13 protein-coding genes are annotated in these 11672 nt (G+C 70.1%); 2 read left to right on the top strand and 11 right to left on the bottom strand.

Annotated elements, in window-relative coordinates; genetic code table 11:
* Positions 1-137: 137 nt before the first annotated feature.
* The gene (locus tag OG625_RS03765) at positions 138-902 is read left to right on the top strand and encodes a metallophosphoesterase (RefSeq protein WP_329376630.1); all 765 of its coding nucleotides are present in this window, start codon (positions 138-140) and stop codon (positions 900-902) included.
* Here the strand turns inward: OG625_RS03765 and OG625_RS03760 are convergent.
* The 7 genes from OG625_RS03760 to OG625_RS03730 form a co-directional block, all read right to left on the bottom strand.
* The gene (locus tag OG625_RS03760) at positions 875-1183 is read right to left on the bottom strand and encodes a DUF2087 domain-containing protein (protein WP_329376629.1); all 309 of its coding nucleotides are present in this window, start codon (positions 1181-1183) and stop codon (positions 875-877) included. The genes OG625_RS03765 and OG625_RS03760 overlap by 28 nt on opposite strands.
* Positions 1184-1361: 178 nt before the next feature.
* Positions 1362-2012 carry a hypothetical protein gene (locus tag OG625_RS03755; RefSeq protein WP_329376628.1) on the bottom strand — a complete coding sequence of 217 codons (651 nt, stop codon included), beginning with the start codon at positions 2010-2012 and terminating at the stop codon, positions 1362-1364.
* The gene (locus OG625_RS03750) at positions 2009-2524 is read right to left on the bottom strand and encodes a DUF6114 domain-containing protein (protein WP_329376627.1); all 516 of its coding nucleotides are present in this window, start codon (positions 2522-2524) and stop codon (positions 2009-2011) included. The genes OG625_RS03755 and OG625_RS03750 overlap by 4 nt, the downstream gene beginning before the upstream one ends.
* Entirely contained in the window at positions 2515-3165 is a 651-nt protein-coding gene (locus tag OG625_RS03745) for a DUF6230 family protein (RefSeq protein ID WP_329376626.1), read from the bottom strand. The genes OG625_RS03750 and OG625_RS03745 overlap by 10 nt, the downstream gene beginning before the upstream one ends.
* Before the next feature lie 107 nt (positions 3166-3272).
* A complete protein-coding gene (locus tag OG625_RS03740; RefSeq protein ID WP_329376625.1) occupies positions 3273-4037 on the bottom strand; it encodes a MerR family transcriptional regulator in 765 nt (254 codons plus the stop codon).
* 28 nt (positions 4038-4065) lie between these two features.
* Positions 4066-5262, bottom strand: coding sequence for a methyltransferase (locus OG625_RS03735; RefSeq protein ID WP_329390414.1), 1197 nt, complete (start codon positions 5260-5262; stop codon positions 4066-4068).
* 105 nt (positions 5263-5367) lie between these two features.
* A complete protein-coding gene (locus OG625_RS03730) occupies positions 5368-5736 on the bottom strand; it encodes a tetratricopeptide repeat protein (protein ID WP_329376624.1) in 369 nt (122 codons plus the stop codon).
* A 104-nt stretch (positions 5737-5840) separates the two neighbouring features.
* On the opposite strand from OG625_RS03730, the gene OG625_RS03725 reads away from it, so the two are divergent.
* A complete protein-coding gene (locus tag OG625_RS03725) occupies positions 5841-6806 on the top strand; it encodes a pirin family protein (protein WP_329376623.1) in 966 nt (321 codons plus the stop codon).
* A 491-nt stretch (positions 6807-7297) separates the two neighbouring features.
* Here OG625_RS03725 and OG625_RS03720 read toward each other — a convergent pair whose 3' ends face one another.
* The 4 genes from OG625_RS03720 to OG625_RS03710 form a co-directional block, all read right to left on the bottom strand.
* Entirely contained in the window at positions 7298-8884 is a 1587-nt protein-coding gene (locus tag OG625_RS03720; protein WP_329376622.1) for an MFS transporter, read from the bottom strand.
* Positions 8885-8944: 60 nt separating this feature from the next.
* Entirely contained in the window at positions 8945-9418 is a 474-nt protein-coding gene (locus tag OG625_RS03715) for a MarR family winged helix-turn-helix transcriptional regulator (RefSeq protein WP_329376621.1), read from the bottom strand.
* Positions 9419-9597: 179 nt separating this feature from the next.
* Positions 9598-10206 (bottom strand): ATP-binding protein, encoded by a 609-nt coding sequence (locus OG625_RS41390; RefSeq protein ID WP_443067861.1) that lies wholly within the window; start codon positions 10204-10206, stop codon positions 9598-9600.
* Between the two features lie 38 nt (positions 10207-10244).
* Positions 10245-11612: an L-serine ammonia-lyase gene (locus OG625_RS03710; protein ID WP_329376620.1), complete on the bottom strand. Its 1368-nt coding sequence runs from the start codon at positions 11610-11612 to the stop codon at positions 10245-10247.
* Positions 11613-11672 lie beyond the last annotated feature (60 nt).

Raw genomic sequence — 11672 nt, 5'->3', positions numbered from 1 at the left:
GAACAGTAAACGGCCCCTCTGACAACGGGTCCCCGGGGCGGCCTCCGGGGCGCGCGGGCAGCCCTGTTGGATGGTTCGGCCACATATCCTGCAGGGACATCTCTCGACCAGAGATCGACACCAAGGAGGCATCGCCCGTGATCGTGATCGCCCACCTCAGCGACATCCATCTCGACGCCGACCGGCGTGCGGCCGACCGTACCCGCGCCGTCATGGAGTACCTCGACGGACTGCCGTACGACCTCGACGCGGTGCTGGTGAGCGGGGACATAGCCGACCACGCCCAGGACGGCGAGTACGAGCAGGCGGCCAAGCTCCTCGACTCGCGGCATCCCCTGGTCGTCTGTCCCGGCAACCACGACGACCGGGCCGCGTTCCGCCGGGGCCTGCTGGCCGGGGAGGCTGCCTCCGCGGACCCGGTCGACCAAGTGCTGCGCGGCGAGGGCTTCGTGCTCGCGGTGTGCGACTCCTCCGTACCAGGCGAGCACCACGGGTTCCTGGAGGACTCCACCCTGGCCTGGCTGGACGGGGTACTGGCCGACACCCCGCGCGAGACCCCGGTCCTGGTGGCCTTCCACCACCCGCCGGTCCCGCTGCACGTCCCGTACGTGGACAGGATCCGCCAGTTCGGCGAGGAGCGGCTCGCCGAACTCGTAGAGCGGCACCCGCACCTGACGGGGTTCCTGTGCGGACACGCCCACACGGCGGCGGCCACCACCTTCGCGGGCCGGCCGCTGCTGGTGGCGCCCGGCGTGGTCTCCACCGTCCGGCTGCCTTGGGAGGGACCGTCGGGGACCTCGCAGTACGTCCACCTCGACGAGCCGCCGGCCGTCGCCTTCCACGTGATCGGTGACGACGGCCGGCTGACCACGCACTACAGGGTGGTGCCGGCCCGCCGGTAGCTGCTGCCGTCGCGGGTCCGGGTGAGGTGGCCCGAGGTGATCAGGTAACGCCGCAGTGCCGAGCAGTCCTCGTGCACGGTGCGCAGCGCGTCGTTCACCTCGGGCTCCGTGTACGTGCGGTCCGCTGCGAACAGGGTCTCGGCCAGGTGGGCGAGCAACTGCTCGCGCCGGGCGGCCTTGCGGGGGATCGCGACGAGGCGCCCGCCGGAGAAGAGGTCGCCGACCTCCCGGGGGGCGCGGGGACGGACCGCGGATTCTTGCGCTTCGGTGCTCTGTGACATGCGAGGAGCCTCCCCCGGTCCCCGCCGATCGGGCAACGCGATTTCCTGGCGGCCGGCCTCCCGGCACGCGCCGAACGCACCGCTCGGCCGCATCGCTCGGCCGCACTGCCCGGCCGCACGTGAACGGCCCGCCGCCCCGGGTGTCCTCCGGGGCGGCGGGCCGGGCCGCTCTTCCCCGTCAGGGGGCGACGGTGATCTGCTGCGCCGGGTCGGTGGTGTCGGTGACCTGGTACACCGCGTTGAAGGTGGACGCGGTCGCGCTCGTCGGGCAGCCGAACCCGCCGGTGACCTTGACCGGTACCGAGGCGTTCGTGAAGGTCAGGCTGGGCGGGGCGCCGTTGGCCCATGCGCCGCCGACGTTCGCCGCGGCCGTGGGCGCCGCGGTGACCGTGCACGTGGCGAGCCCGGTCGTCTTGAGCACCAGCCCGCCGACCGGCACGGTCATGGTGGCGGTGATCGGGGCGCCGTGCTGCATCGACACCGTCCAGGCTCCGCTGGTGGTGACCGTGGGGGTGACCCCCGGCATGCTCGAGGTGCAGGAGCTGTACGTAGGCGGGGAGATCGGCGAGGACACCGGCCCGGCCGGGTTGGAGTTGCCGGGGGCGGCCGGCACCGTTCCGGTGGCGACCGAGACCGTACACGTCACGGTCACGGAACCGGCCTTGAGGGTGGCCTTCCCGCTGAGGGTGGCCTTGAACGCGTGCCCGGCCGGGGTGACGGTGGTCGACCCGGCCAGCGGTAAGGGGGCCGCGGTGGCGGTGGCCGAGGCCACCGACAGGGCTCCGGCGAAGGCCATCCCGAGGGCGAGCGCGGTGCGCGTACGGCTCATGGCTGTGCTCCTTGGGGATCGGGGTGCGGGGTGGGGGCCGCGGTGGGGGAAGCGGGAGCGGAAGACGGTGCGGGCGAGGGCGAGGGCGAGGGCGAGGGCGCGGGCGAGGGCGCGGGCGCGGGCGAGGGCGCGGGCGAGGGCGAGGGCGCGCGGGGCGGGGCGGCGTACGGCTGCCAGGCGAACATCAGGCCGCCGCCGAGGATGCCGAGCAGGGTGCCGATCAGGAATCCGCCCAGGTTCGACAGGACCAGGGCGGCCGTGGCGATCAGAGTGGTGAGGACACCCGCGAGGCCGCGCTGAGCGGGGGCGAACCAGGCGGTGAGGCCGAGCACGATCATCACGGCGCCCATCAGAACGGACGGGATGCCCGCCACCCCCTGCTGGAGCATGACCTTCAGCGGTGCCAGCGGCAGGACGCAGATCCACGCCCCGGCGAGGACGGCGAACAGGCCGCCCCAGAAGGGTCTGCCGCGCCGCCACTGCCGCCACCGCCGACGGCGGCTCAGAAGCATTCCTTCTTGCCCTTGGCTATGTCCATGCTCAGCCCGGTGAGCTTGAACGTGCCGGCGTTCGTCGCCCACGCCGTCTGCTTGAGATCGGTGATCCGGACCGTGTCCGCCTGCTGGCCGAAGAGGTCCTGCATCCCCTGGGCGTCCGCCGGCCCCTTGTCGAGGGTGGAGGCGTCGCGCCCGATTTCGATGTTGGTGAAGACCGCGTCGCCGGAGAGCTGGGTGGCGTCGACGAACAGGTTGCTCGCCTCGACGGGCTTGTCCCGGCCGGCCGTGAGGTTGAGCGAGATGTCGCCGATGATTGGGAGCGAGGTGACCACCGACTGGCACAGGCTGTCGAGTCTGGCCTCCCGGATGGCGGTGACGGCCACCGGGATGAGCTCCTCGCGGGCGTTGACGTCGACACTGCCGTACTGGGCGAAGCCCTCGCCCTCCAGGCTCTTCGCCGACACCTTGAACTGCTGTCCCGATACGGCGAAGGAGGCGGCGAGGGCGCCCTGCGCGAGGGCGATGCCGAGGCCGGCGGTCACGGCCACGGCGGGGACGGTCAGCAGGGCGAACCTCCGCCAGCGGACGCGGCCGGAGACGAAGCCGTCCTCCTGGGAGGCATCGGATACGTCGGATAAGTGCGGGGAATCCGTCATGAGATCGTCCCTTATTTCGGCTGTGCACCGTTGTTACCGACGAGTTGAATGTAAGAGTGCCAATGGGGGTTGGCAAGGTTGTGCGAGCGCACCCTTTGAGCCGACTCCTACTGCTCCGTACGCAGCAGTTCGGCGACCTCCGCGTCCACCCGCCGGGCCATCGCCCGCGCGAATTCCGTGGCCACGACCTCCCCGGCCACCGGCCGCAGCGCCGCGACCGCCTCGGTGACGTGCCGGAGCTGCGTGGCCGAAAGCCGCTCCAGCCCCTCCGGTCCGATCACGTGCTGCCTGAACAGCACGACGAACCGGTCCGCGAGCGCGGCCGCCTGAGCCTGTACGAAGTCACCCGCGTCCAGGATCTCGGCCAGCGGCACCCCCTGCCGCACCAGCGCGAGCGTCGCGTCCAGCAGCCGCCTGCTCGGGTGGGTGACCAGGTCCCCCTCGATCGTGACGTACCCCAACTCCGCAGCCCGCCGGGTGTCTTCGGCCGTGGCCGTCGGCCCGAACAGCTCCCGCAGCTCGGCCCGGGTCATGGTGACCGGCTCCTCCCGCACCCAGTCCCGGGTCATCTCCCGTTCCAGGCCCAGCAGTCCGGACAGTCCGCCGCCGCCCTCCCAGGCGTGCAGCAGCTCGGCGATGCCGTTGACCGTGTAGCCGCGGCCCAGCAGATCGCTGATCAGCCGCAGCCGCGTCAGGTGGTCCTCGGAGTACCAGGCGATCCGGCCCTCGCGGCGCGGCGGCGGCAGCAACCCGCGCTCCTGGTAGTAGCGCAGGTTGCGCACCTTGACGCCGGCCGCCCGGGCCACGTCCTCCCGGCGGTAGCGCCCGCCGTCCTTCTCGCCCGTGTCATCGCTCTCCGCCTGACTGCTCACGCGGCGAAGCATAAGAGCTACTTGCAGGTCACATAGGGTGGGACTGCTCACGCCGCTTGACCGCCCGCAGCACCACGAACTTCGGTTCGCTCGCGACGACTTCGCTGTTGCCGAAGAGCCGGCGCAGATGCGTGTGGTAACCCATGTGCCGGTTCGCGACGATCCACAGCTCGCCGCCGGGCCGCAGTGCCTTGCGCGACTGGGCGAACATCCGCAGCGCCGTCGCGTCCGTCGTCGCCTGGTGCGAGTGGAAGGGCGGGTTGCACAGCACCAGGTCGGCGGAGCCGGGCGACAGCATGGCCACCCCGTCGCCGACGTGGAACTCGGCGGTCCGCCGGCCCTCGCGCACGTTCGCCCGGTACGTGGCCCGCGCCGAGGCGATCGCCTGGTACGACTCGTCGGTGAAGACGACCTCCGCGTCCGGGTCGTGGACCTGCACCGCCGTGCCGACGACACCGTTGCCGCAGCCGAGGTCGACGACCCGGGCGCCGTCGGTGTTGGTCGGCAGGTTCTGCAGGAAGAAGCGGGTGCCGACGTCCAGCCGGTCGGCGCAGAAGATCCCGGCGTGGTTGACGACGGTCAGACCGGAGGCCGAGCCCGCCTCCTCGTCCACCGTGTACGTCAGCGGCCACGGGTCGGCGGCCACGGGTCGGACGGCCCCGGGGGCGTCCGGCGTACAGAAGATCAGCCGCGCCTTCTTCTCCGCGAGCGAGGTCTTCGTCGGGCCCAGGATCTTCTCGAAGAGCCGCAGCGTGGAGGTGTGGATCTCCTTGACCATGCCGGTGCCGACGACGACGGTGCCCGCGTGCACGTGCGGGGCCAGCCGGTACAACTGGTCCTCCAGCAGCGCCAGGCTCTTGGGTACGCGCACCAGCAGGACATCGATCCGCTCGGGCGGCGGGTCCTGCGTGGTCAGCAGCGTCACCGTGCTCTTGGCGGTCCCGATCCCGGCACGGTCCAGGTTCGCGGCGGTGGAGGACCGGCTGAGGGCGGAATCGGTGATCTGCGTCGGGTGGTACGCGGCGAGCGCCGTGGTCAGCGCCCCCCAGCGGTCCCCGAGCACGGTGATCTGGCCCGCGGCGGCCAGGTCCACCGGGCCTCGCTCGCCGGTACCGGAGTCGAGGTGGTGCAGCAGGTACTCGTCGGCGGCGTCCCAGGCACGGAGCCGGTCGCGCGGATCCTCGGGGAAGCGGGTGAGCTCGTAGGAGCCGAAGGGCGTGGTCAGGCGGTTCATATGCGACCCAGGCTAACCGAGCCGGAGCCCCGGCCCCGCACCAACGGGGCCGGGGCCACGTCACCGGGCCACGTCGGCGGGCCGCCGCCCGGCCGCCTACTCGGGGAAATCGCCGGCCATCGCGGCGGCGATCCGCAGGTAGGGGCGCGCCTCGGCGGCCCGGCCCTGCCGCTCCAGGGTGCGACCGAGCATCAGCTGCGCGTAGTCCTCCACCGGCCAGCGCTCCAGGATGGAGCGCAGCTCCCGCTCGGCGCGCGAGAGCTGGGCGGAGTGGTAGTAGGCGCGGGCCAGCAGCAGACGCGGGGCGAGCTGCTCGGGCGCCTCTTCCGCCAGCGGCTCCAGGACGCGGGCGGCCGTCGCGTACTCCTTGGCGTCGAAGAAGAGCCCGGCACGGTCCCAGCGCTCGGCGGGGGTGCCCTGCTCCAGGTAGGCCGCCGGCTCGCCCATCGCGTAGATCGCCTCCATGACTACCTTCCAGCACTCGGGTGGTGTGTACGGAGCCTCCAACACGCCCCGGCCGTGGAAGATTCCACCCCACCCGGGAGGTGCGGCGCGGCTAGGTTGTCCGCATGAGCAATCTCGATCGCCAGCCCGCTCTCTCCGCCTGCGGCGGCCGCGGATTCGTCGTGGCCGAACCGGTGCGCGAGCTCCTCAGCCCGCGCACCGTCAAGCTGGGGGAGTCCACCGAGGTCCGCCGACTCCTGCCGAACCTGGGCCGCCGCATGGTCGGCGCGTGGTGCTTCGTGGACCACTACGGCCCGGACGACATCGCGGACGAGCCGGGCATGCAGGTCGCGCCGCATCCGCACTCCGGCCTGCAGACGGTGAGCTGGCTCCACGAGGGCGAGGTCCTGCACCGCGACAGCGTCGGCAGCCTCGCCACGGTCCGCCCTCGCGAACTGGGCCTGATGACCTCGGGCCGCGGCATCTCCCACTCGGAGGAGAGCCCGCGCCCGCACGCCCGGTTCCTGCACGGCGCCCAGCTGTGGGTGGCCCTCCCGGACGCCCACCGCGACGTGGAACCCCACTTCCAGCACCACGCGGACCTCCCGCAGGTGACGGCCCCCGGCCTGACCGCGACGGTCATCCTGGGCACCCTGGACACGGCGACCTCACCGGGCACGGCGTACACCCCGATCGTCGGCGCGGACCTGGCCCTCGCGGCGGGCACGGAAACCCGGCTCCCGCTGGACCCGGACTTCGAGTACGCGGTCCTGTCGATGTCGGGCGAAGCCCACGTGGACGGCGTCCCGGTCCTCCCGGGCTCCATGCTCTACCTGGGCTGCGGCCGCACCGAACTCCCCCTGCGGGCGGCCTCGGACGCCGGGCTGATGCTGCTGGGCGGCGAGCCGTTCGAGGAGGAGATCGTCATGTTCTGGAACTGGATCGGACGGTCCCAAGAGGATATCGCAGGCTTCCGCGAAGAGTGGATGAACGGCACCCGCTACGGCGAGGTCAAGGGCTACGACGGTGCTCCGATTCCTGCCCCGGAACTTCCCCCAACTCGCCTGAAGCCTAGGGGAAGGGTGCGCTGAACTGCGCTGATGCAGCAAGGGGTGAGCCGGACGGAGTGGGAGTGATCTCCTTCCGCTTTCAGTCGCCTGGCTGGAGCCGACGGGCTCTCTGGAGAGATTCGTGATCTTGAGGTCGAGTCTCATGTAGAGCAGGCTGTGGTCACGTCTGGTCGAACGAATGCTGACCCTTTGCTGACTCTACTGACGAGTAGTTAGATATCTGGAGGGAAAGTCCGGGCGCGTCGGCCGTCGGAGGCGCGTCATACCGACAGGTCTGGTCCTGGGCTCTTCGGCTGCTGGGTTCCGCTCCAGGTGAGTTCCCCTTCCGGGGCTGCGGTCCGCCGTCGGTCTGTCCCGGATCGGGCGCGCGTCGTGTGGACCGTCAACAAAGGGCGGTATCGCAGCCGCCGGTGTTGATCGGCAAGGGGTGCATGGGATCGGCCCGGCCGGGCGCGAGCCGCCGTTCTCGCGGCTCGCCGGGCCCAGCCGGGCGGTCCGGCCCCGTCGCCCCCTCAGTGACGGGCGCCCTCGGGGTTGCGTCGTACGCCGGCTGCGGCGAGGGTGGCGCCGATGACGCACAGGGTGCCGGTGACGAGCGCGGCGGTGTGGACTCCGTTGATGAATGCCTGGCCGCTGCCCTCGATCACCGCGGCCTTCAGCCGGGCCGGCATGTCACCGGAGACCGGTGAGATGCCCATGGCCACCGCGTCCTTGGCCTCGTGCAGGCTTTCTGCCATGGGCGCGGGCACCCCGGCGGAGGTGAGTTCGGCGGTCAGGGTCGAGTTGACCCGGCTGCTGATCAGGGACACGAGTACGGAGGTGCCCAGCGCGCCGCCGATCTGGAGGGCGGTGGCCTGGAGCCCGCCGGCGACACCGGCGTCCTTGACGGGGGAGTTGCCCACGATGGCGTCGGAGGAGGCGGCCATGACCATGCCCACGCCGAGGCCCAGGGCGATGAAGGGCGGCCACATGGCGACGTACGGCGAGTCCACGCCCCATGCGAGTACGCCAAAGGCGGCGCCGCCTTGCAGCACCATGCCGAGCGGCATGGACAGTCCGGCGCCGTATTTCTCGGTGAGCTTCGCGCCCAGCGGCGAGGCGATCACGGAGGCCAGGCTCAGCGGCAGGGTGCGCACGCCCGCTTCGACGGGGGTGAAGCCGCGTACGTTCTGGAGGTACAGCATCACGAAGAAGATCACGCCGAGCAGGACGAAGAAGTTGATCGCCGTGATGATCGTGCCGATGGTCAGCGCACGGCTGTGGAACAGCCGCATGGGCAGCAACGGGTGCTCCACACGGGTTTCGTACCAGCCGAACACCAGGAGGATCGCGAGGCCGGCGGCGAGCGCGCCCAGCGTCGAGCCGGAACTCCAGCCCCACGTCTCGCCCTTGACCACGCCGAACACGACGACGAGCAGTCCGACCGCGAGCAGGATCACGCCGGGGACGTCGAACCGCTGGTCGCCGGAGGCGTTCTTGCTCTGCGGCAGGACCAGTGCGCTGAGGACGAGCGCGACGACGCCGATCGGAGCGTTGATGTAGAAGACGGACTCCCAGCTGACGTGCTCGACGAGCAGACCGCCGACGATGGGGCCGAGCGCGGTGGACACCGACGACACCATCGCCCAGATGCCCACGGCCATGCCGAACTTCTTCGGCGGGAACACCGCGCGCAGCAGCCCGAGCGTGTTGGGCATCAGCAGCGCGCCGAAGAAGCCCTGTACGGCCCGGAAGGCGATGACGCCCTCGATCGACCCGGCCAGGCCGATGGCGACCGACGCGAGCGTGAAGCCGACGACGCCGACCAGGTAGAAGGTGCGCCGGCCGAAGCGGTCACCGAGCTTCCCGCCGAGTATCAGGGCTGCGGCCAGCGCCAGCAGGTAGGAGTTGGTGACCCATTGCAGGTCAGCGGTGGACGCGTTCAGGTCCCGGCCGATCTCCGGGTTGGCGATCGCGACGACGGAGCCGTCCAGACCGACCATGAACAGGCCGAAGGCGACGGCGACGAGCGTCAGCCAGGGATTGGCGCGGCGGCCCACCGGAGCGGCAGGCCGGATGTGTGCGGGCAGGGAAGAGCTGTCCACGGCAGTGGAGGACATGGAGGTGCCTTGCTTCCTCGTACAGATGGAGGTCGACGGGGCGCGGGTACGCGAGCGCCGTCAGTGGGCGGCGGGGTGAATGTGCCGCGCCAAGCCCTGGAGCGCGCCGAGTACGGACCCGATGGCGTCGAGATCCCCGTCGGTGAGGGTGTGCAGCGCCTCGACGAGGTACCCGTCCACGAGGCTCCCGACCTCGTCGAGCCGCTGCCGGGCCTCGGCCGTCAGGTGCAGATGCGCGACCCGCTTGTCCGCGGGGTCCTGCCTGCGCTCCAGCAGCCCCTGGCCCGCCAGCTGGGTGACCAGGGCGCTCACGTTGTTCGGCTTCATCAGCAGGACGTCGGCGGCCTCGCGCACCGTCACACCGTCACGCTCGCCGACGAGCCGCAGGAGCGCCAGCTGGCTCTCGGGCGGCTTGGGGTGCGGAAAGTCCTGGGCCAGTCGCCGGTCGAGTGCCCGGTTCAGCGCGGGCAGGACGGCCGACATCGCTGACGCGATCTGCCGGATGTCCTGCTCGGACGCGCTGGGGGTGGCCACACAGGCAATATAAGTATGCCTAAATACCTATGTCAACATACCTAGCTTCAAACTCCTTGACTGCGACGGCCTCCTCCCATGACACCGTTTCCTCTCCGCGTGCGTGCCAGCCCTGGTGGTTCCGACCTGTCGGGCGGGCACGCCGCCGCTGATATGCGGGAGATCGATTTTCTCGCCGCTCACACGAACGGCCCCGGGCGCGATGTCCCAGGGGGGCGATCGCGTCCAGGGTCCGTGTCGGATGGTCGTCCTTCAGCACACCCGGCCGGCTGCATGTCGACATTCCTCGCGGTGCGACGGATTACCGCGAGGAGGGCGGTTCCGGCGGGCTCGACAACCCACCGCGAGGTATCCGTGCCTCCCGCGGTTCTGCGGCCTTCTGCCAGTAGCAGCTCGGTGGGAAGAGGGAGCACGGCCCAGCACCGTTTTCCTGCGGGGGTGCGCTCGACACCGTGCGTATACGAGTACGCATCGATGAGGGTGAGACCCCGGTTGTCCTCGCCCCAGACGTCCGGTGGGGTCCTTCGGAGGGTGGGTGTGGTTGGCGAGCTGTCGTGCACGCTGAGGATGAGGCGGTCCGTGTCTAGGTCCAGGCAGATAGTCATTTGCCCGCCCGCGTGGCGTACGGCGTTGGTAAGGAGTTCGGAGGCGACCAGGGCCAATTTGAGATTCAGGTCTTCGTTGCATGGGAGTTCCCATGAGCGCAGCGTATCCCGGATGCGGTTGCGACCTTCGGGTACGGACTCGGGTGTTGCGGGGAGGGAGAAGATCGAGGTCGCCTCAATCATGGTTGCGCCCGTCTGGTTGAGTTCTATGGTGCCCGATATCAGCATTCGATGATGTTGACGGCGAGGCCCCCGCGGGCAGTTTCCTTGTACTTGAATGACATGTCTGCACCGGTCTGCTTCATGGTCTTGATGACGTGGTCGAGGGAGACTTTGTGGCTGCCGTCGCCGCGCAATGCCATTTTGGCTGCCGTGATGGCCTTCACCGCCGCTATTCCGTTGCGTTCGATGCAGGGGATCTGGACGAGACCGCCGACGGGGTCGCAGGTGAGGCCCAGGTTGTGCTCCATGCCGATCTCGGCGGCGTTCTCCACCTGCTCGGGGGAGCCGCCCAGGACCTCGGCCAGGGCACCGGCCGCCATCGAGCAGGCCGAGCCGACCTCGCCCTGGCAGCCGACCTCGGCGCCGGAGATGGAGGCGTTTTCCTTGAAGAGCATGCCGATGGCTCCCGCTGTGAGCAGGAGGCGGATGATGCCCCGTTCATCCGCACCAGGTACGAAATTGGTGTAGTAGTGCAGGACGGCCGGGATGATTCCGGCAGCACCGTTGGTCGGGGCGGTCACTACCCGCCCGCCGGCGGCGTTCTCCTCGTTCACGGCCATCGCGTAGAGCGTGACCCACTCCATGGCGTGCGCGTCGGGGTCTCCCTCGGAGCGCAGAGCTTGCGCAGCGGCGGCGGCGCGGCGGCGGACCTTGAGCCCGCCGGGCAGGGTGCCGCCGTGAGACATGCCGCGTTCCGTGCATGCCTGCATCACACGCCAGATATCGAGTAGCCCGTCGCGGATCTCCGGCTCGCTCCGCCAGACCTTCTCGTTCTCCCATACCAGTGCGGAGATCGGTTGACCAGTCTCCCGGGTGAGGCGCAGCAGGTCGCCACCGGTGCGGAATGGGTATTTCGGGACGGTGTCGTCGAGCTTGGTCCGGTCCGCGTCGACTGCGCTCTCGTCCACGATGAAGCCGCCACCGACCGAGTAGTACGTCTTCTGAAGCAGGACGACGCCGTCGGCACCGTATGCGATGAGTGTCATGCCGTTGGGGTGGTACGGCAGAGACGTGCGGCGGTGGAGAAGTAGTTGTTCGTTGACGTCGAAGTCGATCGGATACGTGCCCAGCAGGTTGAGGCTTTTGCCGGATCGAATCTTCTCCACTTTCTCGTCTGCAGTTGCGACGTCGACCGTTTGTGGCGAGTTACCTTCCAGGCCCAGCAGGACTGCCTTGGGCGTGCCGTGGCCATGGCCGGTCGCCCCCAGCGAACCGAAAAGGTCTGTCCGCACCGCTGCAGTGGCTGCGAGAAGTCCGTGGTCCCTGAGCTGGTGCACGAACGTGTTAGCCGCTCGCATGGGGCCAACCGTGTGTGAACTGGACGGCCCGATGCCGATGGAGAAGAGATCGAAGACGCTGACGGCCACAGTGGGCGCTCCTTCGCACAGGGGATGGTGAGGGCTTGGAGAGAGGCCCCGGCCGCCTCG

Origin of the sequence: Streptomyces sp. NBC_01351 (assembly GCF_036237315.1) — a bacterium.
Classification (GTDB): domain Bacteria; phylum Actinomycetota; class Actinomycetes; order Streptomycetales; family Streptomycetaceae; genus Streptomyces.
This window is presented reverse-complemented; position numbering and strand designations above follow the sequence as displayed.

Excerpts from the sequence above, each read along its gene's own strand:
- OG625_RS03750 (WP_329376627.1), bottom strand. The coding sequence starts at position 2,524 with ATGCTTCTGAGCCGCCGTCGGCGGTGGCGGCAGTGGCGGCGCGGCAGA.
- OG625_RS03720 (WP_329376622.1), bottom strand. The coding sequence starts at position 8,884 with ATGTCCTCCACTGCCGTGGACAGCTCTTCCCTGCCCGCACACATCCGG.
- OG625_RS03730 (WP_329376624.1), bottom strand. The coding sequence starts at position 5,736 with ATGGAGGCGATCTACGCGATGGGCGAGCCGGCGGCCTACCTGGAGCAG.
- OG625_RS03725 (WP_329376623.1), top strand. The coding sequence starts at position 5,841 with ATGAGCAATCTCGATCGCCAGCCCGCTCTCTCCGCCTGCGGCGGCCGC.
- OG625_RS41390 (WP_443067861.1), bottom strand. The coding sequence starts at position 10,206 with ATGATTGAGGCGACCTCGATCTTCTCCCTCCCCGCAACACCCGAGTCC.
- OG625_RS03760 (WP_329376629.1), bottom strand. The coding sequence starts at position 1,183 with ATGTCACAGAGCACCGAAGCGCAAGAATCCGCGGTCCGTCCCCGCGCC.
- OG625_RS03755 (WP_329376628.1), bottom strand. The coding sequence starts at position 2,012 with ATGAGCCGTACGCGCACCGCGCTCGCCCTCGGGATGGCCTTCGCCGGA.
- OG625_RS03745 (WP_329376626.1), bottom strand. The coding sequence starts at position 3,165 with ATGACGGATTCCCCGCACTTATCCGACGTATCCGATGCCTCCCAGGAG.